This is a genomic window from Salininema proteolyticum, from assembly GCF_042685645.1.
Taxonomy (GTDB): domain Bacteria; phylum Actinomycetota; class Actinomycetes; order Mycobacteriales; family Micromonosporaceae; genus Salininema; species Salininema proteolyticum.
Window position 1 is genome coordinate 1,901,751 of record NZ_JBHUNX010000001.1, and the last position, 22,873, is coordinate 1,924,623.

General features: G+C 63.9%; 17 protein-coding genes and 3 pseudogenes. 8 read left to right on the forward strand and 12 right to left on the reverse strand.

The window, feature by feature from the left end; translation table 11 throughout:
* Positions 1–120 precede the first annotated feature (120 nt).
* The 3 genes and pseudogenes from ACFTE1_RS08860 to ACFTE1_RS08865 form a co-directional block, all read right to left on the reverse strand.
* Positions 121–762 (reverse strand): recombinase family protein, encoded by a 642-nt coding sequence (locus ACFTE1_RS08860; RefSeq protein WP_380618063.1) that lies wholly within the window; start codon positions 760–762, stop codon positions 121–123.
* Between the two features lie 172 nt (positions 763–934).
* Positions 935–1,780: pseudogene (locus ACFTE1_RS23670) on the reverse strand (Tn3 family transposase); the annotation flags it as partial.
* Positions 1,781–2,005: 225 nt separating this feature from the next.
* Positions 2,006–2,500 (reverse strand): annotated as a pseudogene (locus ACFTE1_RS08865) (DUF4158 domain-containing protein); the annotation flags it as partial.
* Between the two features lie 1,369 nt (positions 2,501–3,869).
* On the opposite strand from ACFTE1_RS08865, the gene ACFTE1_RS08870 reads away from it, so the two are divergent.
* Positions 3,870–4,799 (forward strand): ISAs1 family transposase, encoded by a 930-nt coding sequence (locus ACFTE1_RS08870; protein ID WP_380762676.1) that lies wholly within the window; start codon positions 3,870–3,872, stop codon positions 4,797–4,799.
* Positions 4,800–4,815: 16 nt separating this feature from the next.
* Complete coding sequence (locus ACFTE1_RS08875; protein WP_380762679.1) at positions 4,816–5,007, forward strand: hypothetical protein; 192 nt, start codon at positions 4,816–4,818, stop codon at positions 5,005–5,007.
* A gap of 112 nt (positions 5,008–5,119) precedes the next feature.
* Here ACFTE1_RS08875 and ACFTE1_RS08880 read toward each other — a convergent pair whose 3' ends face one another.
* From ACFTE1_RS08880 to ACFTE1_RS08900, 5 genes are all read right to left on the reverse strand, one after another.
* On the reverse strand, positions 5,120–6,004 hold the full coding sequence (locus ACFTE1_RS08880) for a universal stress protein (RefSeq protein ID WP_380624651.1): 885 nt from the start codon (positions 6,002–6,004) through the stop codon (positions 5,120–5,122).
* Positions 6,004–7,647: a cation:proton antiporter gene (locus tag ACFTE1_RS08885; RefSeq protein ID WP_380624473.1), complete on the reverse strand. Its 1,644-nt coding sequence runs from the start codon at positions 7,645–7,647 to the stop codon at positions 6,004–6,006. Before ACFTE1_RS08885 ends, ACFTE1_RS08880 begins: the two co-directional genes overlap by 1 nt.
* 182 nt (positions 7,648–7,829) lie before the next feature.
* Positions 7,830–8,900, reverse strand: coding sequence for a cytochrome b N-terminal domain-containing protein (locus ACFTE1_RS08890; RefSeq protein WP_380624475.1), 1,071 nt, complete (start codon positions 8,898–8,900; stop codon positions 7,830–7,832).
* Entirely contained in the window at positions 8,897–9,460 is a 564-nt protein-coding gene (locus ACFTE1_RS08895) for a hypothetical protein (protein ID WP_380624477.1), read from the reverse strand. Before ACFTE1_RS08895 ends, ACFTE1_RS08890 begins: the two co-directional genes overlap by 4 nt.
* 150 nt (positions 9,461–9,610) lie before the next feature.
* Complete coding sequence (locus tag ACFTE1_RS08900; protein ID WP_380624479.1) at positions 9,611–10,360, reverse strand: SDR family NAD(P)-dependent oxidoreductase; 750 nt, start codon at positions 10,358–10,360, stop codon at positions 9,611–9,613.
* 297 nt (positions 10,361–10,657) lie between these two features.
* On the opposite strand from ACFTE1_RS08900, the gene ACFTE1_RS08905 reads away from it, so the two are divergent.
* The 5 genes and pseudogenes from ACFTE1_RS08905 to ACFTE1_RS08925 all read left to right on the forward strand — a co-directional run bounded on the left by ACFTE1_RS08905 (position 10,658) and on the right by ACFTE1_RS08925 (position 16,259).
* Positions 10,658–11,029 carry an SHOCT domain-containing protein gene (locus tag ACFTE1_RS08905; RefSeq protein ID WP_380624481.1) on the forward strand — a complete coding sequence of 124 codons (372 nt, stop codon included), beginning with the start codon at positions 10,658–10,660 and terminating at the stop codon, positions 11,027–11,029.
* A 95-nt stretch (positions 11,030–11,124) separates the two neighbouring features.
* Positions 11,125–13,884: a cation-translocating P-type ATPase gene (locus ACFTE1_RS08910; RefSeq protein WP_380624483.1), complete on the forward strand. Its 2,760-nt coding sequence runs from the start codon at positions 11,125–11,127 to the stop codon at positions 13,882–13,884.
* Positions 13,885–13,935: 51 nt separating this feature from the next.
* The gene (locus tag ACFTE1_RS08915; RefSeq protein WP_380624485.1) at positions 13,936–14,583 is read left to right on the forward strand and encodes a universal stress protein; all 648 of its coding nucleotides are present in this window, start codon (positions 13,936–13,938) and stop codon (positions 14,581–14,583) included.
* Positions 14,584–14,922: 339 nt separating this feature from the next.
* A pseudogene (locus ACFTE1_RS08920) lies at positions 14,923–15,747 on the forward strand (transposase family protein); the annotation flags it as partial.
* 110 nt (positions 15,748–15,857) lie between these two features.
* Positions 15,858–16,259, forward strand: coding sequence for a recombinase family protein (locus tag ACFTE1_RS08925; RefSeq protein WP_380624487.1), 402 nt, complete (start codon positions 15,858–15,860; stop codon positions 16,257–16,259).
* A 252-nt stretch (positions 16,260–16,511) separates the two neighbouring features.
* Here the strand turns inward: ACFTE1_RS08925 and ACFTE1_RS08930 are convergent, their stop codons facing one another.
* The 4 genes from ACFTE1_RS08930 to sigK all read right to left on the reverse strand — a co-directional run bounded on the left by ACFTE1_RS08930 (position 16,512) and on the right by sigK (position 20,594).
* Positions 16,512–17,159, reverse strand: a complete 648-nt coding sequence (locus ACFTE1_RS08930; protein WP_380624489.1) for a fasciclin domain-containing protein — start codon at positions 17,157–17,159, stop codon at positions 16,512–16,514.
* 40 nt (positions 17,160–17,199) lie between these two features.
* Positions 17,200–18,696, reverse strand: coding sequence for a molybdopterin-dependent oxidoreductase (locus ACFTE1_RS08935; protein WP_380624491.1), 1,497 nt, complete (start codon positions 18,694–18,696; stop codon positions 17,200–17,202).
* A gap of 549 nt (positions 18,697–19,245) precedes the next feature.
* Positions 19,246–19,974 carry an anti-sigma factor gene (locus ACFTE1_RS08940; RefSeq protein WP_380624493.1) on the reverse strand — a complete coding sequence of 243 codons (729 nt, stop codon included), beginning with the start codon at positions 19,972–19,974 and terminating at the stop codon, positions 19,246–19,248.
* Entirely contained in the window at positions 19,971–20,594 is a 624-nt protein-coding gene (gene sigK, locus ACFTE1_RS08945; protein ID WP_380624495.1) for an ECF RNA polymerase sigma factor SigK, read from the reverse strand. Before sigK ends, ACFTE1_RS08940 begins: the two co-directional genes overlap by 4 nt.
* A 587-nt stretch (positions 20,595–21,181) precedes the next feature.
* Here sigK and ACFTE1_RS08950 point away from each other — a divergent pair.
* The gene (locus ACFTE1_RS08950) at positions 21,182–22,822 is read left to right on the forward strand and encodes a beta-N-acetylhexosaminidase (protein ID WP_380624497.1); all 1,641 of its coding nucleotides are present in this window, start codon (positions 21,182–21,184) and stop codon (positions 22,820–22,822) included.
* The last annotated feature ends 51 nt before the right edge of the window (positions 22,823–22,873 follow it).

The following is a 22,873-nucleotide window of genomic DNA, read 5'->3' on the forward strand; positions in this document are numbered from 1 at the left end:
CTAACACAAATCTCAAGTTGGCTCCAGAGGCCGCACGAGGCTCGAAACTTGCGCCCTGACCTGGGACGTTAGTATCTGCGAAAAAACAACGCTAAGGGATCCTGCGTCTCCGCGGAGCCCTCACTCCTCGGTGGGCTCGCCCTTCGGTGTGCCTGTGATGAGGCGGTAGACGGTGGCCATGGACGGGTGCTGGCCCTTGTTCTTCCCGGAGGGAATCACCAGGCGCTGCTGGATCTCGGTGGCCTCCACGCCCTTCTTGCGCAGTTCGCGGGCGTAGTCGGCCATGTTCGCGTCGGTTACGAACGGCCGTCCTCCGCGCTTTCCTGCCTGCCGGGCGGTGTCCTGGCCTTCGAGGGTTCTCTCGCGGATGTAGTCGCGGTCGGATTCGGCCATGCCGGCGAAGAACGCGAAGAGCGCGGCGCCGTGGCCGGAGGGGTCGTGGACGCCGCGCAGCGGTCCGGTGAGCATCTCCAGGCCGATGTCGGCCTCACGCAGAAGGTCGGCGGTGGAGATCAGCTCGGCCGAGCCGCGGCCAAGGCGCTTGAGCTCGTGGACAGTGAGAACGACCTGTTGTCCGTCGCCGAGGAACTGCTTGAGCTCCTTGACGTAGGAGAGCGCCTCGGTGAACCGGGGACGTTCTTTGACGCGGGTGGAGGTCTTCTCGGAGAAGACCTTCGCGCACCCGGCCTCGGTCAGGGCTTCCAGTTGTGGCTGGAGTTCCTGGAAGGCGGTGGAGCAGCGGGCGTACCCCACCCGGATCATCCGTCGGGCGGCTGGCAGGCGGGGTGCGGGTACGAGAGCGGGGTCGGCCTCCCACGCGTCGCCGGGGTGCCGGTCGGCGGGCGTGGGGACGTCGAGCGCTTGGCGCAGTTGGGATACGAGAATGAATCTCGGGGTGTGGTACTTGACGGCGACGAGTCCGGAGTGGGTGCGGCAGGGCGTCGTCGGCGTCGCGGGGGATGCCGGTCAACAGGCAGAAGTCAAACCGTTTCGTCTCCCACTCCTCGGGCGTGATCAGGAACGACGACGGGTCGGCGTAGCGACGGGAGCCGGGCACGTACACGTCGCCCGACCGGAGGCCGTCGCGCAGCGCCAGCAGGACGCACAGCTCCCAGTAGTGGCGGTGGGCGGTCGTGTCGTTGTCCTTCACCGCTTGCTTCAGGTACCCCTCCCATTTGGCGGGCACGAAGTCGGCCGGAGCGCCATCGGGGACTTTCCGCGCGCCGGTCGCGTTCAACTCCCGCAACATGTCGACGGCTTTCACCAGCGGTTCGGTCGCCTCCACGGCCGGGGAAAACCGGATTGCCTCCAGCACCATCGGAGCGAACTGCCGCACGTACGTCCACGAGGAGCCGAGCATCGCCAAGAGGCCGTGGTCGCGCGGCAGCCGATCGAACTTCACCGCGTGGGCCTCGCGGATGCGTTCCATCCCGATACCGGTGCGGATCAGCGTCCCCACGTTCTCGTCGTCCACGCTGGTGTCCAGGAGGATCTCGAGGATCTCGTTCAACAGCTGCTGGCGGCCTTCCCCGGCCTTTGCCCGCTCCGCCAGGGCCTCATCTCGTTTCTTCCGGGCGAAGGACTCGCGGCCCGACAACGCCTGGTCGAACAGCGTCAGCGAGTCGTCGAGGACCTCTATCGCCGACTCGACCAACACCGTCAGCAGCATCGGGTAGCGCCGCTGTCCGTCGCGGCGCTCCAACTGCTGGCCGGTGAGCTTGCGGCCCTTCAACGCCAGGGACCGGCGCCGCTCCTTCGGCAGACCGGACAGGTCGAGGGTGTCGGCGTCCAGGCGCCGCAGGAAATCCAGTTTCGCCAGCTCCATCTTCACCCCGGCCGGGTTGGCCTGCATCGGTGGCATCGTCAACCAGGTCAAGTGGTTCGAACCCAGGCCGGCGTCATAGCGCAACAGCGCGTCCAGCTCTTCGGCCCGCTCCGGGGAGACCAGGTGGGCCACCCGCTCCCAGGTCGCGTTCGTCCCGGCCTCGCGGGCCGTGGCGATGTGCTTGAGCAGCGTCGTCACTCCCGGCCGGACGGTCTTGACCGCCATCAGGTACTCACAGGCGACCTTGAACAGGTCCTTGGGCGACTCGTGCTCCATCGCCCGGGAGAACAGCATCTCGTCGAGCTCTTTCCAGCCGTCCTCATTGATCACCCGCCACTTCAAATAGTCGGCGACCAGGTGCAGATGCTCGGTGCGGGCCTGCTTGCGCGTCCCGTAGTCCCTGAGTTCGGCCACCGGCATCACCAGCTGGTCGGCCAGACGGGCGACCGCCTGTTCCGGTGCGGCGGTGACGTCGTCGGGCACGAACCCGAGCCACGGCAGTGTGCAGAGCTGGACCGCCACGCCGATGACGTTGGAGGGACGGCGGAACTGCCGAAGGAACGTCATCTCCGATGGAGTGAGCCGGAAGTACTTGATCAGGTCGGCGTGGGTGATCTCGGGAAAACCGCGGAGCTGCTGGAGCTCCTCATTGGTGAAGATTCGTTCTGTACTCACGAGGAGCCAAGCTACAGAAGGCTCTCACCTCCGGCTTCGCCGGAGTCAGACCCTCCCAAAACCCTTAGCGTTGTTTTTTTCGTGGATACTACCGGGAGGCCGACAAGCCCCGTGCCGGAAACCCCGATTTTCAACACCTCTGACCAGCATGAACACTCTGAGATCCACGGAGAGCGACGAACAGGGGAGCACCCTTACCCGACCAAGGGTCGAATGAACCCTGTTGGCGCCCATGGTGCGCCTTGCTCGCAACTTGTCCACTATGGCTGTTGGTGCGCCCGAGGGGCGCCTTGTTGCAACCAGGACACCGGCAGTACGACGGTGCCGCGCCCAGCGGCCGGGTTGTCGATGCGGTCGGTCATGCCATCGGAAGGCGCACCAAGTCGGACTCCGTCGCCATGCAGCAGTGAACGCGTCCGCTGATGCTCGTGGCCTTGTATCCGCCACTGGAGGCAGCCCAGCGGCGCAACGCGTCGTTCGCGCCCACGGCACGGGTGTATTACAACTTCGTGCCACTGGCCAGGTTCCAGTGACGAGAGCGCGGGATCCCGGGCCAATAGCTGCGGCGCCCTCGTCCGACCAGTGCTCCGAGGGTGCCGCCGAGGTGATCGCCCGTGAACCCACGAGACAGTCCGTCGTGCACGCAGCATTACCCAGGGCCGATCATACATAACTTGCGGGAACTACACTTCTCGTAAGTTACTTGGACTCTCTGCTCAAGCCTTATTTTCTATTTATTATTTTGATTTTCCGGTAAGTAATTATTAATAGAAAAACCAGAGGCCGAGTTGTTGCGTCTCATCTGACCTGGCACAGATCTCATTCAAGTTGGCACAAAATCTCAGGCAGTTGTCACAACGGACGTACGGTTTCCATTGCTGCTTCGATCTGTCGCGTCGGCCGGCGATGCCTGGCGCCCAACGCCCGGCAAGAGCCTCTCTGGCTCCACATGCCACAGAAGACCCTTACTCTCGGGTGTGCATCAATCGCTCCTGGGGCTTCTACGGCCTTCTCAGGGCGTCATTCCAGGTCAAACGGGGTGTGATTCCTGCTTTTGGCGACCACTCCCCTGCTGATCGGGTCTCCTCATCTGCGCGGGGTGGCTGAAATTGAGCGTTCGGTAAAAGGATGCGGTCGGGACCCAGGGCGTGCTGGAGTTCCTGCTTCATCCTGAAGTGACAGAGCGTGATCGGTTGGGGTGCAGATAGAAGCAGGCACGGTTCCCCGCATCATATGAGTGTCTAGTTCGTATGGTGCTCAAGGAGAAGCCGTGCCCTCGTCCTCATCTTCGCAAGTTCCCGCTGTCTTGTCGCAGGCGGGTGACCTCCAGCGTGACGACCTTCCCGACCTGCGACGCTACCTCGAGACAGTGCCTGATCCCCGCTCACGCAGAGGCCGATGGTACCCGCTGGCATCGGTCCTGGCCATCGCCGCTGCCGCCGTCTCCTGCGGGGCCACCACCATCTCAGAGATCGCCGAATGGGCCGAAGCGCTGAGCGCCGACGTCCTCCACCGGCTGGGATTCCGGTTCCACCCCTTCCGGCTACGCCGCTCACCCTCCCGCGCCTGTATCAGCACCATCCTCACCCGTATTGACGCCGAAGCCCTTGACCAGGCGCTATGCCAGTGGCTGATCGACCGCCACCAGATCACCCTGAACCAAGACAAGGACCAGGACGACTCCGATCCGACACCGCGCAAGCGCCGGCCCCTGGCAGCGAAGGCACTGGACGGCAAATCCCTCAAAGGATCCAAAACCCGGGGCAACGACCGCCGCCACCTGCTGTCCCTGGTCACCCACGACGACGGGATCACCTACGCCCAACAGGAAGTCGGCAAGAAAACCAACGAGACGACCGGTTTCAAACCCCTACTCGAACCCTTCGACCTGACCGGCACCGTCCTCACCTTCGACGCCCTCCACACCGTAAAAGAGCTACTGCGTTGGGTCCACGAAGAGAAGAACGCCTACTACGTCGCCATCGTGAAGCGCAATCAAGAGCTCCAATACCAGGAGCTTGAAGCCCTGCCCTGGAACACGATTCCCATCGGCCACACTGCCTCAGGCAAAGAGCACGGCCGCAAGGAGTCCCGGTCAGTCAAGATCACCTGCGTCGACGAATCGGTCGAGGCCCTGCGACTGCCCGGAACGAGTATCGCCATCCGCCTGCACCGTCGCCGCAAACCCAGAGAGAAGAAGGAAAACCCGAGAGACCGTCTATGCCGTCACCAACCTGCCCGCCCACCTGGCCATCCCCGAACACATCAACCACTACACGAGAGGACATTGGACGATTGAAAACCGCTCCCACCACGTGCGAGACCGCACCTTCCGCGAAGACGCCTCCACCGTCTCGACCGGCAACGCTCCACGGGCCTTGGCCGGACTCCGCAACCTGGCCATCGGCGCCCTCCGACTGAGCGGAGCTGTCAACATCGCCAAAGCCTGCCGACAGAACGCCAAGAACCCCGAACAGGTCCTCCCCGCCCTCGGAATCAAACCATAACCGGAACTCCAGCACGCCCTGGTCGGGACCTGGACGTCGCATCGTTGACGTCGCGACGACACAGATGATGTGGGATTTGTGGGCAAAGCTCCGTCCTCCGAGGAACCGGTATTCAGGTTGTGCGGACGATGAGAACGTCGCAGCACGATCGTTGAATGGAACTGCGTGTGACGCTGCCTAATAGCGAGCGTTCCAGCTTCGACCGCCGACGGTTTCCGACCACGAGCAGGTCCGCCCCGATGTCCGCAGCAATCATTGCAAGTCGTAGTTCGACATGGCCGGACTCCACGATGGTGGCGGTCAGTTCTGCACCAAACTGCTCTGCTCCCATCTCGACCTTCGGACGAAGCTCCACAACTTGCGTATGGCGAAGTTGATCGACCTCTTGTTCGCTGACACCATTGATGCGCAGGAGGTTTTCACCGAGCACGATGGCGACATGCGCGATGACGATTCGACTTCGAGGAGTGACCCTCATCGCGAACTGAGCGGCCGCGACGGCATTTCCGGTCAGGTCCATGCCGACCAGCATCAACCGGTACGGTTCTGCGGGCCGATATCTGACCATAAGAACCGGACGTTCGCAGATATCAGCTACAGCCTCGGCAGTTGAACCTGTGAACAGGTCTTTCGACCAATGTTCACCATGAGCGCCGAGGACGACCATGTCAGCGTCGAGAGCTTCGGCTGCCTTGGCTATTTCCCTGGCGGCCTTTCCTGCAGCGACGTGACTGTCTGCCTGTGCGCAGCCGAATTCGGCTGCCGTCCTGGCCAGGGTGTTACGAGCTGTATCGATCAGCTCACCACTGATGTCTTCGGACACCACGTGAATGAGTGCGAGTCGAGCGTCGTGGGATCGCGCGAGACTACACGCCCGCGAGACAGCCGAGTTTGAAGCGGCAGAGAAATCGGTGGCGGCAACTATACGGCTGATGCCGGCGGATGGTGAACCGGCGGCGCGTTTGACCGGACACTTCTGGTCAGTCTTGGTATGTATTACTTTTCCTCGTCGCCCTCAGCGTCTGCCGCGATGTGCTCGAGCAGAGTCGCCGTCGCCGCTGAAAAGGGCCGGAGAATGACGTCGGCCTCGCCTTGCTCCAGTCGGTGGGCATCGTGGGCGGACAGTGCGGTCAGGGCGATCCGTCCTTGGTAGTCGTGATGACGCAGTGCGTGAAGCAGCGTCAGGTTTACATCCACGGATGGAATTGTGCTGATGACCCACCGTATTTCGCCAAGTGGGAGAGACTCAAGAAAATCTATGTCTTCTGCATTGCCGAAAATCGTTGTGACCGCGCGGCGGTTCCCGGCATTGACAACGTCAGGGTCTAGGTCGACGGCCATAACACTTCGACCGGCTGAGGCGAGTTGCTCAGTGACACGACTTCCGAAACGCCCCAGGCCGTAGACCAGGACGTCAGCTCCTGAACTTGCCGACGGGCTGGATCCATGGCGGGCCTTTCGACGTTGGAAGGCACCTAGCCACGGTTCAAGCTTGGCGAACAGTGGTTTTGAGTAGAGGATCATATAGGTGGACGCGCCGATCGTTGTCAGTCCAACCACGGTTATCAAACTGACCGTGGCCGAGTCGATGTGCCCAAGGCTCAAACCGAGCGCCGCGAGAATCAGGGAGAACTCGCTAATCTGAGCCACTGTCAGTCCCACAAGGAACGACACCCGGGCCTGATACCCCATCAGCCCCATGACGACTAGCACAATCAGCGGGTTGCCGATGAGTACGAACAGGGAGAGGATTCCCGCTTCTGTAAGCTGGCGTGCGGTATCGCTGAACTCCAATTGAGCTCCGAGACCGATGAAGAAGAAGAGGAGGAGAAAGTCCCTCAGACTGACCATGCGGGCGCCGATGGCTTCGCGGTACGGTGTCGAGGCAAGTGACACTCCGGCCAAGAACGCGCCTATCTCGGTACTGAAACCGAGCCATGCGCTCACCGATGCGACAGAGACCGCCCATGCGACAGCGAACAGCACCAGAAGCTCGAACGACTTCGCCATCAGATGAAGCATCCAGGGGATGAAGTAGCGCATCGCCAATCCGATGGCAGTGAACAACCCGATGCCTTTGCCGATCACCGCCAGGAGGTCGACCGCCAGATTGTCAGTGGTCTTCTGGGAAACGGCGGTCAGCCCGATCATGACCAGAATGACCACAAGGTCCTGGACGATGAGGAGGCCCACGGCAATGCGGCCGTGGGCCTCGTCGAGTTCATGTTTGTCAGCCAGCAGTTTCACGATGATGATCGTGGAAGAAAACGTCAACGCAACCGAAACGTAGAGGGCGGTGACCTGTCCCATTCCCAACGCCAGAGCAATGATGTAGCCGATGGTAGCGGTGAATACCACCTGTCCCAGGCCTGTCGCCAGTGCCACCGGCCCGGTGGATCGGACGAGGTGAATATCGAGTCGCAGCCCCACTAGGAACAGCAGGAGCGTCACGCCAAGGTGCGCCAACAGCTCGATTTCGTGTACGCCGGCGACCCATCCAGTTCCAACCGGACCGACGAGGATCCCCACGCCGATGAAAGCGACGATCAGAGGCTGTCGGAACTTGCCGGCGAGCAGCCCGACAACCGCCGCGAGCATCAATACGGCAGCGACCAGAGCGAACGTTTGCCCAGTGTTCAATCGGCCACCGCCTTCCTGTGGAGTATTCTAAGCCCATTAACTCCAGACACGACGATTTCGTGCTTCAAACGGCCCGCTATACGGGCTAGCGGGCAACGCTGGCTTCGAATGGCAGGAAGACGAGGCGTGTCATAATCCGGCCACGAGGCGGCCCGAACAACACGGCGAAGCAACTCCGCTGCTCATAGATTCTGGCCAGGCTCTACAAAGAACACCAGAATACTCAACACGATCAAGACCACCAAGACCAACGCGGCGCCACCGATGACGATCGGGCGTTTCCGCCAGGAACGTTCAGGGCCGCGGTCGACGAACGGGAGCATTGCCACCAAAAGCGCGAACACGACACTCCCCCACAGGATCGCGCCCTGTCCGAACCAGTTCTCCAACGTGTACAGCCACCAGAACATCCACGGCGGCTTGGTGACCTCCACTCCTTCCACGGGTGTGGGGCCGACGATCGGCGGTACGAGAAGCGCCAGCACCCCGAGCACACCTAGGAGGATCAATCCGAAGGCCCCGACACGGCGAACATGATAGGTGAACGGTTCATGGCGTTCGGATCTGGCCCCGGTATTCTTGGGATGCGATGAGATCCCGTGCTGTTTGACCAACAGGACGTGCACCATCAACAGGATGATGATCAGCCCGGGAATGAGCATGATGTGGGCTACGTACAGGCGAACAAGCAAAGGCAGGTTCTCTGACGCTTCTGGAGTGAACCAGAAGCCCAGTCCCCCGAGCAGCTCGGCGACTTTGATGTTGTGCTGGAGCGCTTCGAACCCCTGCTGGTCCCATTTGAGGACGGTCCCTGTGAATACAGCGGCAACGGCCAGGGCGAACATTGCCGTTCCGACCAGGTAGTTCATTTCGCGGGGCCGCTTGTACGAGCCGTGGAGCACCACTCGCAGCAGGTGAAGAAAGACGACGAGGACCATCGCGTTGGCTGACCAGAAGTGCAGCGACCGGGAGAATTCGCCCAGCCAGACCTCGGTAGAGATCTCGCGGACGGATTGATTGGCCGACTCGGTGTTCGGGTTGTAGAACTGCGCCAGGTAGACGCCGGTGACCAACAGAATGACAAAGGTGACCACGCTGACTCCGCCCAAGCTCCAGCCGAGGTTGTTGGCGTGATCGGGAACCGCGTAGCGCAACGCGTCGACACCGAGGCGCTCGTCGAGCGCGCCGAACGGCCCACGTCGCTTTCGGGCGTTCTCACTCGTCGGTGTATTGGCGCCCGAATGGCCCGTCATCGTTCCTCCTCGGTGGGTTGTTCGCTGCGATAGTGGCGGGTCCATTCTTCCTTGCGCATTCGCCAGGTCAGGGCTGCCCCGGACACAATGGCGGCGAATGACGCGGCGAATAGGACTCCTTCGAGGCCGTCCAGCGACCGGTCAGATCGGTACTCGTCCAAGACCGCCGGAGTGTCCGCTGGATCCTCGACGGGGGACGTATTGGGAGCCGGTTCGTGAGACGGCGGCGATCCTTCTGGTGACGGTCTGATGTCTATCGAGCGTTCAAGCAGTTCTCTTGCCACAGCCATATCACCGTTGTCCAACTCTTCAGAGGCCCGGGAGACCAGGGCCATGTCGACACCTTCGGTGTCCTCGGCCACGAGGGCCTCATCGACCCGGTTGGCGATGCCCTCAGCGTCGTCGGGGGTGTTGACCATCAGCGAAAGCGACTGCCGGACGAGTTCGTAGGCCGGATCCGGGTCGGCATCTTCGCCTCCGTGCGCGGACGCCGCGCCGCTGGCCAGGGCGATCGCGGCAATGAGAGCTACGAGTGCCGACCAGGCGCGCGCAATGTCCATGTCAAGGCTCCCCTCGGATCGCCGGAGCCGTCAGCAGACGGCTCGCCTGCGGCTTTAGCCACATTTTCCATCCTGCGGCTGGGCACCATTGATGGAATCGCGAAAAATTGACGCTCTATGCGCTATGAGCGCAGGCTTGAACACACCTGCTTATCGGGCGATGAATCCGCCATCGACGTACAGTTCGGCACCGGTAATGAAGGAGGCGTCGTCGCTGGCGAGAAAGGCCACGCACGCCGCGATCTCCGCGGGGAGCCCGATTCTGCCAAGCGGAGTTAGAGCGACCATCTCCTGCTCGAACTCGGTGCCTCGAACCACGTCGAGCATCGGAGTGTCAATGAACCCCGGATGGATCGAGTTGACCCGTACGCCATCGCCGGCCCAATGCAGGGCGGCGTTCTTGGTCATTGTCCTCACTGCTCCCTTGGCCGCATGGTAGGCGGGGCCGGTACCGAAGCCGCCCGATGTCCCGAAGATCGAGCTGATGTTGACCACGGAGGCGTGCCCGGACTCTTTCAGTTTCGGCCCGGCTGCCTTCATGCCGAGGAACACGCCGGTCTGGTCGACCGCAATGACTTGCTCGTACTGTTCCCGCGCGGTCTCCTCTATCGTGGCGAGATCGGCGATACCGGCGTTGTTGACGAGGATGTCCAGTCCGCCGAATCCAGCGGCCAGTTCCACAGCACCGCTCCACTGCTCCTCGTCGGTGACGTCGTGATGCCGGTAGACGCAGCGTCCGCCTTGGGATGAAATCCGATCGGCCACCAGCACGCCGTGTTCGTCACTCACGTCGGTGGCGATTACCGCCGCGCCTTCGGATGCCAGACGTTGTACGGTGGCCTCTCCGATCCCGCTGGCGGCTCCTGTCACCAGCGCGACTCTGCCTGTCAACCTGTCCATCGAAAGCACCTCCTCCGATCATTGGCCTGCAGCATTGGAACAGCCTCATTCTACCGACGCGACACGCTTCATCACTTCGAAAGATACTAACAATCTTCTTGACCATGCCCTCGTCGGCCGAGAAACGAAATACTGTGGCGCCCGGAACGACCTTCCGCACGGGCCCCTGAGATTCAATACCGTCCGCTGTTCCCGGCGTCCTGGGATCGCGCCAGCGCGGCCGCGATCCTCTGACCGTGAGGCTGATCAGGAGGAGAATGAAAGACAACAGGTCGTGAACGGGTCGGGGTGTTTCACATGATGTACGGAGATTGGGGAACCTGGAGCTGGATGATGCTGTTTCCCCTGGTATGGATCGTTCTACTCGGAGCTATGGTCTGGGGGCTGGTGCGACTGGCTCAATCCGGGAGCGACCGCAAGGACGACGCCCGTTCCGCCGGTGACCCGGCGGAACGCGAGTCGGCGCTCGACGTGCTCGATCGGCGCTATGCCTCCGGCGATATCGACGACGCCACCTATGAGCGAATGCGCCATCGCATCGCAGGTCGCGACCGGTTAGAAGCCGGGAACAGTGCAGGCTGGGCCGTTAGTAGTTCTCATCGCCTCCGTTGCGGAGAGTGGTCGCGCAGGCAGGCTCGGATCAGCAAGGTCACGTGGAGCCACGAGTGAAAGTTCATCGTCGTCCATCACCCGAGCGGCTGTGAGCTGGAGTATGAGGATCGCGATCACCCTCGGAATCGCACCACGTCGACGATACTGGCAGCATGGGCGAACCGGAGCGAGGGGACGCTACTGCCGCGGGCTCGAACGAGGCCGCGGCAGCGCCGGAATACTACCGGCTTTCCGTCGGCGACGTGACACGGTCGCTGGATACGGACATGCGGTCCGGACTCACCGACGCCCAGGCCAACGCTCGCCTCGCCGACTTCGGTCCGAATAGCCTCCCTGCCGCCAAGAAGATCCGACTGTTCCAACGACTCCTCGGTCAACTCCACAACCCCTTGATCTACGTGCTCCTCGCTGCTGGTGCCATCACGGCCTTCCTCGGCGAGATCGTCGATTCGTCGGTGATCTTCGGCGTCGTCGCCGTCAATGCGGTCATCGGCCTCATCCAGGAGTCCAAGGCCGAGGCCGAACTGGAGAGCCTTCGGTCCCTGATCCGCACCGATGCCAGAGTCGTGCGCGGCGGACAGGAGCATCTGATCCCCTCCGAAGACCTCGTTCCGGGAGACCTCGTCCGCCTCGCGGCCGGCGACAAGGTCCCGGCCGACCTGCGCCTGACACGCTTGGAGGAGCTACAGGTCGACGAATCGGCACTGACCGGTGAATCCCTTCCGGTCGTCAAGAGCGACCAGGCGGTCTCAAAGGAGGCGCCGGTAGCCGACAGACTCAGCATGGCCTACTCGGGAACGCTCGTCACGTCCGGTGAGGGCCAGGGAATCGCCTGCGCCACAGGCCCAGACACCGAAATGGGTCACCTCCACCGGCTCGTCGGAGCCGCCGTGCCGCTCCAGACACCCCTGACCGCTAAACTCGCCGGATTCAGCCGCCTGTTGTCCGTCGGCATCCTCGCGCTCGCCGCCGTCGCCTTCGCGATCGGACTGTACCGGGGCAACGAACCCGCAGAGATGTTCACCGCCGCTGTCGCACTGGCCGTAGGCGCCATTCCCGAAGGGCTCCCCGCTGCCGTGACGATCACGCTCGCCATCGGTGTGGCCCGCATGGCGCGCCGCCGCGCCGTCATCCGCCACCTTCCCGCCGTGGAGACCCTCGGCAGCACCACCGTCATATGCAGCGACAAGACCGGTACTCTCACCGAGAACCAGATGACCGTCCAAACGGTCTGGACCCCGGACCGCGGCTACGAGGTCACCGGCTCCGGGCTCGCAGTGGAAGGCGACCTACTGGGCGCCGACGGGTCAGGCGCCGACCTGGACGCCGACCGCGCTCTGCGGTGGACTCTGCTGGCAGGGTCCGCCTGTGGAGACGCCGCCCTGACCCGGGTCAACGGAGGTTGGAGCGTGGTCGGCGACCCCACCGAAGGAGCCATGCTAATCGCCGCCGCCAAGGCCGGCCTCCAGACCGAGGCCGTCGATGCCCTCATGTCGCGCGCCGCCACCATCCCCTTCAGCTCCGAACGCCAGTACATGGCGGGGCTCTTCCACGAAAAAGGCGGCGGGTACCTTGTCCTGGCCAAAGGCGCCGCTGAAAAGATCCTGGACCTCTGCAACACGGAAATGAACGCCGAAGGACAGACCCGTCCCCTGGACCGCGAAACCGCGATGCAGAAGGTCTCCGAACTCGCCGACAAGGGGATGCGCGTCCTCGCCACCGCGGTACAAACCCCTGGCCTCTCCGGTCGCGCCCGATTCGCCGAGGAAGAACTGCGGGGAACCCTGGTCTTCACCGGTATTCAAGCCATGGTCGACCCGCACCGCGCCACCGTCCCCGCCGCCATAACCGCCTGTCATACCGCGGGAATCTCGGTCAAGATGATCACCGGTGACCATGGCCGGACCGCCGCCGCCATCGCCGCCCAGGTCGGCCTGGTCGACGGGCGCAATCCCGGCCGAGTCTTGACCGGCGCGGACCTGGCCTCCATGCCGGAGTCAGAGGCCGCCGAAGCCGCCGGCCGGGCCACCGTCTTCGCCCGAGTCGCCCCCGAACAGAAACTCCGCCTGGTCGAAGCTCTCCAAGCTCGCGGACACATCGTCGCCATGACCGGCGACGGCGTCAACGACGCGCCCGCCCTACGCCGCGCCGGCATCGGCATCGCCATGGGCAGCATCGGCACCGACGTCGCCAAGGACGCCGCCGACATGGTGCTCACCGACGACGACTTCTCCACCATCGAAGCCGCCGTCGAGGAAGGGCGCGGCGTTTTCGACAACCTCGTCAAGTTCATCGCCTGGACACTGCCGACCAACGTCGGCGAGGGCATGGTCATCCTCGCCGCGATCTTGTTCGGAACGGCCCTGCCGATCCTTCCCACCCAGATCCTGTGGATCAACATGACCACTGCTGTAGCGCTGGGCCTGATGCTCGCCTTCGAACCCAAGGAAAAGGACATCATGTCCCGGCCTCCCCGCGACCCGGCCAGACCTCTGCTGACCAGAGCGCTGGTCATGAGAACCCTCCTGGTGTCCGGCCTCCTCGTCGCCGGATCATGGGGGCTCTTCCACTGGGAGCTCGCACACGGCGCCGACCTCGCCGAGGCCAGGACCGCCGCCATGAACGTGTTCGTCGTCGTCGAGGCATTCTACCTGTTCAACTGCCGATCCATGACCTCTTCGGCGTGGCGCGTCGGGCTCTTCTCCAATAAATGGCTCCTCCTCGGACTCACCATCCAGGCTGCCTGCCAAATGGCCATCACGTACCTTCCAGCGATGAACACCCTGTTTCGCACCGCCCCGCTCAAAGCGGACACCTGGCTGCTCATCCTGGCCACCGGGCTCGTGACGAGTCTGGTGGTCGGTTTCGAGAAACGGCTGCGACGCCTATCGAGGGGCGTCGGCGACATCTGACGAATACCGAAACCCCGGTGCGGAGCACCCGGCCGCACGTAGCATGAAACCATGTCTTCAAGCGCGTGGACGATCATCGTGTTCGTCGCAGTGTGGGTCACCAGCGGCCTCGTCGCCCTGTGGTGGATGGCGCGGCACGGATACCGCGATCCCAGGTGGATCCTGCTGGCGATCGTCCTTGGCCCCGCCTTCGCCGCCGCCGTTTCGGAGCGGTACGAGCGCTCACCCCGCACTATCGCCAGCAGCGGCACCGACTCGGAGGAGTCCGACCGCGTCCGTGTACTGGTGGGACTCGACGGGTCGGCCCAGTCGGACAGGGCGCTCGGATCAGTGGCCCGCATCGTCGGGACCGACCGTGCGTGGCTGCTACTGGTGCGCGTGGTTGGGTTCGACCAGGCCGAGCCCGACGACCCTGAAGCCGCTTCGCTTGTTTCTGCCACCACCGCCGAACTGACTGCCAAGGCCGAGCAGTTCGGCGGGAATGCCGTGGTCTGCACTGTCGCCGCCGGCGACCCTGCCGACACGATCCTGCTCCTGGCCGAAGAGCGCGACGTCGACCTGATCGCCGTCGGACGCCACGGGTCCGGGCTGTCCAAGGCGATCATGGGCAACGTCGCCGACGCCGTCCTCCGCCGGGCAGCGGTACCGGTGATGATCATCGGCACCGAGACCCCGAACGTAAAACCCGTGATCACTTAAGGTTTAGGCCCACCCGCATCTCTCTCCAGTGGATATGTCTCAACACCGGTCAGAACCCTTTAACGCCCGTACCAGTCCCACCCTGGAATTCGGTGGAATCCGAAGCATCCACGTCGTCGACATCGTCAGTCCGGCGGGTGCTGGAAGTGTTCCGATTCCTACCTGGTCCGAGGGGCCCGGGCCCCTCGGAGGACATCGGTGAACTGATCGTTCCTGGCTCAGTGAGCTCTTCCGCGCAAGGACGTCAACACAGCCGGTGATGAACCCCTGGTAGGAAAATAGGAAACCCCTTCGTGGACGATGTTTCTGGCTAATCAACAACACCACGAAGAGGTTCCCGTGTCCTCCAGTGTCGCATACCGCGCTGTCCTACCTGTCCCTCGTGCTGCCGTCACGTGGTTCTCCTTCCAACTGCGCGCCCACCGCCACCGCATCGGCACCCGAACCGGCACGCGTGCGCTGACCTGTTTTCAGCAGGCCGTCTTCGTGCTGCGATGGCTGGTCGACGGTACTCGGCTCACACAGCTGGCTCGTGACAACGACATCAAGAAGACCTGCGCCTATGACCGCCTGTGGGAAGGGCTCGACGTTCTCGCCGACCAGGCTCCGGACCTGTCCAAGGCGATCGCGGCGGCCCGAGCGGCCGGCGATGAGCACCTGATCCTCGACGGCACCCTTATCCCGACCCGCTCCTACAAGAAGGAGGGACCGACCAAGGGCGTTGACCTCTACTGGTCGGGAAAGCATCATCGTCACGGGGTGAACGAGCAGGTCCTCTCCGCTCCCGATGGCTACCCGCTGTGGGTCTCCGACGCGTTGCCCGGGCGCGTCTTCGACTCCACCGCCGCCACCCACCATGGCCTGGACGAGGCGCTGCGGCAGGTCAACACCGGCGTCGCTGACGAGCAGCGACTGCATATCCTGGTCGACCTCGGGTATCTCAAGTTCGAGAGCATCGACAGCGTCGTCGCGCCGTTCAAGAAGCCGAAGAACGCCGACCTGGCCATCGAACGCCGTGTGTTCAATCGAGTTCATGGCGCCGCTCGTGCGCTGGAAGAGAAGGCCAACGCCGACTTGAAGGTCATGTTCAAGTGCCTGGACAAAGTCGGCCTTGATCTCGAACAGATCGGCACGGTCATGAAGGCCTGCCTCGTCGCCTTCCACCGGATCAGGCCCCGAAGGAGGATCACAGAGCGCACCGGTTACCTTGCACGGAAAGGCTCAGTGGCCCAACTGTCCAGGCCAGCTCCTAGTTTCGCAACCACACGCTCGTCGTGCACACCCTCAACCGGTTCTCCCGCTCCCTGCCGGACCTGATCCACACCGTCGGACACCTGCGCAGTGAAGACATAGGCTTTCGCACACTGCACGAAAACCTCGACACCACCACTCCAGGCGGCCGGTTGATCTTACATGTCTTCACCGCTTTCTCCCAGTCCCTGCGCGAGTTGATCGTCGAAGGCTCCTGTCAAGGATTGGCCGGCGCCCGGGCGCGGGGCCCGGCCGTGGGACGTCCACCTGTGATGACACCGGAGAAAGTGGTCGCTGCCGCAGCTGCTCCCCCACAACCCGATCTCGGCGATCGCCCGCCGGATCGGCGTTTCCGGAGGAACGATCTTCGCACGCCTGGACGCGGCTCGCACTCAAGCAGAGCGGGAGGGAGGGGATCAACCTGAAAAACTGTCCACCGCTGCAATGGGCTGACCGGAAGTGAGTCGGAATCGAGCGTGAGATCGATCCTGGTGTTGGCTGCGGTTGGAATTCGGCTGCGACCTTCGGAGCCCGGTTCCAGGGCGGGGAATTCCCCCCCTTCGGGCCGGATAACCAGCTTGAAGATGGAGTATTTTCCCAACCGGCATGGTGATAACCAGGGCTCATTCATAGCCGTTGCCGCGGCTTGAAAGCCGCGGCAACGAACTTGGTGCGGGTCAGGGCATCAGGACGGTGTCGATGATGTAGACCGTGGCGTTCGACGTTTGCACGTTGCCGCAGACGACCGCTGCATCGCCGTTGACGGTGAAGTCCTCACCGCTGCCGGAGACGTCGATGGTTCCTCCCTGGAGCGTCGTGTAAGGCGATCCTTCGCCCAGTTCACCGGCGTCGACGCGCTCCCCGACGACGTGGTAGGTGAGGATCTCGGTCAGCTTGTCCTTATCAGCCAGGACGGCGTTGAGGTCTTCTTCCGGAATCTTCTCAAAGGCGTCGTTGGCCGGGGCGAACACGGTGATGTCCTCGGCAGAGTTAAGCGTGTCGCCCAGCCCGGCTTCGCCGACAGCGGTCACTAGTGTCGACAGGGCCGGGTTGTTGCTCGCCGCAGTGGCGACGGGGTCCTGGGCCATGCCTTCGAAACTGCCCGACCCGTCTTCCGGCACGGCCGAGCAGGCGGTACCGAACACGTCGTCGGCGGCGGTGTCGGTCGACTCCTCGGATTCGGGTGCCGGTTGTTGATCGGTCATTTCTTCACTGGACTCCTCCTCGGTCTTGTCGTCGCCATCGTCGCTGCAGGCAGTGGTAGCGAAGAGCGCTGAGGCGGCCAGTAGCGCGCCGGCCATGCGGGCTCGGAATGTGGTGGCCATGATGTTCTCCTCCAATAATCGTGATGTGGTCCTTCCCCTTCTACCGAACGGTCACCACAAGAGAGTGGCGGCCGGTGGAGCCGTCGGGGAAGGTGTCTTTTCTTTCGGCCGTCTGTGTCTCGTCGTCGTGGGTGACGGCCAGGACTTCCAGACGGTGGCGGCCCGGGGTGGCGTCCCATTGCCACCGCCATTGCCGCCAGGTATCGGTTCCCATGACGGGAGCTAGCTCGGTGGCGGTCCACGGTCCGTCATCGACGCGTACGCGGACTCCGCGAATGCCGCGCTGCTGTGCCCAGGCGACTCCGGCAACGGTGCGTGTTCCCGCGGAGAGTTCGGCGAGGGGTTTGGGGGTGTCGATGCGGGAGGAAACTTTGACCGGTGCCGTGGGTGCCCAACCGCGTCGTACCCAATAGGCGTCGAAGTCCTCGAACGTGGACAGTTCGAGTTCGACCAGCCATTTCGTGGCCGAGCAGTAGCCGTAGAGGCCGGGGACGATCATGCGGACGGGAAATCCGTGCTCGTAGGGCAGCGGTTCTCCGTTCATGGCCACGGCCAGGATCGCGTCGCGCCCGTCGATGCACACCGATGTGGGGGTTCCGCACGTCCACCCGTCGGCGGAGTGTCCGACGACCTGGTCGGCGCCCTCGTGTGGGCGGGCCAGGGCCAAGAGGTCCTCCAGCGGCACGCCCAGCCAACGTGCATTTCCGACCAGGGTCCCGCCGACTTGGTTGGAGACGCAGGTGAGGGTAAGGTCGCGCTCTATCAACCTCATGTCCAGCAGGTCGCGGTACTCGAATTCCAGGGGGTTGTCCACCCGTCCGCCTATTCTCAGGCGATAGTCGGCTATATCGAGTCGCGGTACGGTCAATGCGGTATCCACACGGTAGAAATCAGCATTGGGAGTGTGAAACGGTGCGATGCCGGGATCGGTGAACGTCTTATGGTCGGCGGCGGTCGAGGCGGGATCGGGCAGACGTACCTGTGGCCGTCCGCCGTCGGGAGTGAAGGCGGTCGACAGGAGTCCGCCGGCTACTCCGGCCGCCCCGACACCCGCACCGGCGATCAGCAGCTTTCTGCGATCCACCGTCGTTCCCGGACCCCCCTCAGAGACCGGAGCGGCCGGCCGATACAGGTAGATGAAGACGAACATCGCCGCGGCGGTCCCGGCCACGGAGGGCAATGCCCACCATGGCTCTGACGCGGGCCTTGACAAAGCCGCGGCCGCTCCCACCACTCCCATGGCCAAAAGCGCCGCCGGACCGGCGACGGGGTGCGTGAGAGCCAGGATGCCCACCAAGATGGAGAGACCTGCCAGGATAACCGCTATACCGGCGAGTAGAACGACTTTGTCGTAGATGCCGAACGTCTCGATCGCGAAGTGCTTGACCGGTTCGGGCGTGGCATCCACGACCACGGCGGCAACCGCCAGCACCGGCGAGGCTTCTCTGGCGAAAGCCATAGCGGCCAGGTGGCCCACGGCGACCGCGGCGCCGCCGCAGGCCACGCCTGCCAGCCCTCCACAGATTTTCGGTCTCATACCCCTAGTTCGGCATGGTCCGGAAAAAGGATTGCCTTGTTCTGCGGGACGGGTTGTCGCTGTGCCGGGGCACCAGGTCAGTGCCTGTCAGGCCAATCTTTGAGGGGACTTCGTCCGGCTTGGTTCCCGGTAAGAGACAGAGCTTGACGGGGTCGCCGCCCCGTCCGTACCGGTAGCGGAGCGGTTCGATCGCTTACAGGGTCGGCCCGTGGCACTCGCTGCGCTCCTTAGGAGCGGCGGGACAGTGCGGAGTCTCCAGACAGGAGCTTGAAATTCTGGAGAGAAAGCGCTCGGACAACGCTCACGAGACCCCATGTACGCAGATTGGAAGGGAGCCCAGGCCGCCCTCAAAAACTGAACCACTCGACAACGAGTGTATCGAGGCGGTCTGCCCCAGGACAGTTGTGCGCCGGTTCTCCTTGATTTCAACACTGACCAGAATGGAGTCTCTATGACTGGCGCGCGGTGGGGGAGAAAATTTTACGACTGGGCGGAGAGAAGTGAGATACGGGGACGTCCCAGGTGTCAGTCCGGGACGCCCCGTGGTGCTCACTGAAGCGACACTGTCGCCACTGTCGGCAGTGTGGGACTCGCCGAGCCACCTGCCGGCTCGTTGGTCACTCCGAGCACCGTATCAGGGGAGAATCCCGTGAGCAGGAATCGTGCCGAGGTGTCCCCTGCGTGTAGGACTCCGGCCGACGCCACGTCGTCTCCCTCGATACGCCACAACTGGTAGGTCCGGTTCTCACCGGGCTCTCCCAATTGATTGACGATGGCCGCGCCCTGGTCGAGCGCGGTAGAGTACGCGTATATCACTGTTCCCCCCGACTCGGGGTTTTCCTGTGCGATCTGCACGTCGGGGGAGCCGAGGACGGCGGCGATGCGGTCGCTCTCCTCCAGCGGCGGGGTGGTCAGCCATGTGGTCAGCAACGATGAGACGATCGCTATCACCATCGCGGCGGCGACCATGGACAAGATTCTCGCGGTTCGGTGTGTCCTCCGCCCCCAACGACGGCGGTAGGAGCGAACCACGCTGTGCTCGGAGAGCGGTGGTTCCTGCCGAATGGCGTCGAGGCCTTCCAGGATCGAACGCCCTACCCGGTCGGGAGGCGTCGTCGTCACATCGGCACTCATGCGGGTGACCGTTTCCCGCAACTCGCGTACCTCTTGAACGCACACATCACACTCGGCCAAGTGGCGTTCCATCAGCTCGCGCTCGTCATCGTCGACGGCGTCGAGTACATAGGGGCCGATCAGTGAATGGACGTCGGTGCTCATCTCGCCACCCCCAGGCAGTCGCGTAGTTTGGACAATCCGTCCCGGATGCGGGTCTTCACCGTCGGCAACGCCGCCTGCAGAAGCTCAGCGACCTGTCGATACGTCAGCCCCCGGTAGTAGGCGAGGCCAATGGCTCGGCGCTGGAGCTCGGTCAGAGTCTTCATGCACCGGCGAACCCGGCGGTGCTCGAGATCGTCCAACGCCCTATCGGCTGCCGACAGGGCGTCGACGGTTTCGGCTTCGGCGGCGAAGCGGGCGTCCCTGTTCTCGCTCGCCTGCCACGCCCGGACTCGATCGACGGCACGGCGGTGGGCCATTGTCATCAACCACGCTTCGGGCGAACCTTTGCGCGCGTCGAAGCGCGCAGCGATCCGCCAGGCCTCGAAATAGACTTCTTGCACGACTTCTTCCGCCTGAGCATGGTTCTTCAATATCCGCATGCAAAGACCGAAGACGCGTGGACCGGTCGCGCCGTAGAATGCCGTGAAGGCCTTTTTGTCCCCCACCGCCGCGCCCCGCAGCCAAGAGGCCAAGACGTCGGACGCCTCCCCGGACGGCGTAGCGGTCTGCTGCGCCTCTTCTTCCTCAGCGTTTCGGAGAAATCGGCCGTCTCTGTTCACCCTCGCCACCCTCCCAGTCCGATCCGAAAAAAGGTATCACAGCACGTTCGGACCAAAGTCGCAAAACGGATTGGTCACTCTCACCGCAGTAAGCGATCACCCCGACAGACGTGTGAAACCCCCGAAAAAACCCGCCGCGCACCAGGCTCGTCCACGCGATGACGGTGGCACCGACCCCACCGACGTTGCCCGCAACCGGGACAGAGCAGCCAGGCCTGATCGCGCTGGGCGTCGGGAATCTGGCCTGACCTTCCCAGTCCCCTGGCGGCCGCGGCACACCCTCAAGACGTGGAGCGGGCCGACGACCGTGAGAAAAGACGGACGCCACTACTACAGTGACGTTCCGCTCCGGACAGTCCTTTCACCCAACGCCCTGCCCGACTCCTCATCAGCCATGCCCGTGTCCCACTCGCGGCCAGGGATCGGAGAGCAAGCGAACCCGTTACGGCCCAAGGGCGGCCACCACCCAGTGGTGAGCCCTGCGCTCGGCCGGCAGAAATTTCACGGGGCGCAAGGGTTGACGTTCTCCACACCCTAATAGTAAATTAACTTTAATGTAAGGGGCGACACCGGACAGGAGACCCGCCATGAAGACCGCCCACGACCTCATCCCCCAACCGACCCACCACCAACAGCACGGCCACGACCTCGACGTCACCGCACTCACCGCCATCACCGCACACCCACGCGACCACGACACCGCGCACCTCCTCGCCACCCGCCTCCACCAAGGCACCGGCCACCACATCCCCGTCACCACCACACCCACCGACCAACCCGCCATCACCCTCACCTCCACCACCGACCACGACCCCACCGCCATTCCCCAACCCGGAGACGAAGACCACACCCTCACCATCGACCACACCGGCATCCACATCAACGCCACCACACCCGCCGGCGTCTCCCGCGCCGCCACCACCCTCCTCCAACTCCTCCCACCGCACGCCCTGCGCCGCGCACCCATCGAACACAGCACCCTCCCCCACACCACCATCACCGACCGGCCCCGCCTCCCCTGGCGCGGACTGACCATCGACACCGCACGCCACTACATCCCCAAACCCGACCTCTTCACCCTCATCGACCAAGCCTGGTTGCACAAGATCAACGTCATCCAACTCCACCTCACCGACGACCAAGGCTGGCGCATCGACATCCCCACCCGCCCCGAACTCCGCCGCACCGCCGCCTGGCGCACCGAAACCACCACAGGGCACGCCCTACAGGAAAACCCCGGCGACCGCACACCCCACGGAGGCCACTACAGCCTCGCCGACCTCCGCGAGATCAACGCCTACGCCCGCCGCCGGCACATCCTCCTCGTCCCCGAGATCAACCTGCCCGGACACACCCGCGCCGCGCTCGCCGCCTATCCTGAGATCGGCACGGGTCGACACCGCCCCGTCGCCACCACCTTCGGCGTCTTCTCCGAAGTCATGGAACCCACCGAGACGGCCCTCGCCTTCACTCGCGACGTCCTCGACACCGTCGTCGGCGTCTTCGACTCCCCCGTCATCCACATCGGAGGCGACGAGATTCCCCTCGACCAGTGGAGCCGCAGCCCGCGCGCCCGACGTCTCCTCGATGAGCTCGGCACCGACGACCTCCGCCGGGTCCAAGGCTGGTTCGTGCACGCCGTGGCCGACCATCTCGCCGGCCACGGGCGCCGCATCGCCGGGTGGGACGAGGTCCTCGCCGCCGGGGCTCCGTCCGACACGATCGTCACCGTCTGGCGCAACGCCGGATACGCCGAGCGCGCCGTCGAGCGGGGACACCAGGTCATCATCGGCCCTGAAACGCACGCCTACCTCGACCACTACGAATCGGATGATGCGCGCGAACCGCTGCGCATCCACGGGCACACCGACATCGCCGGCCTCGAAGCCTGGGATCCCGTGCCCGCCGGCCTCGACGACCGCGACGTCCTGGGCGCTCAATGCCAGATCTTCACCGAGTACCTGCCGACCCTCCGCGACATCGAGTACTCTCTCCATCCTCGCCTGGCCGCCTTCGCCGACGCTGCCTGGAGCAGCCGGGCCGCCCGCGCCGACGCGCCGGTGTCCGACCGCATCGACCGCACGCACCTCGACCGGTTGGCGGCCCTCGGCGTCAACTACCGGCCGCCTGCCGGCCCGCACCCCTGGCAAAGCGGCGGGACCGGTCCGCGCGAGCGCTGGGACCACGGAAATTTCCACCACAAGGAACTCGACGCCGACGCGCACTGAGACGACGGCGGCCGGTGTGGCGCTGTGCGCGACGCCGGCCCCGCAACCTTC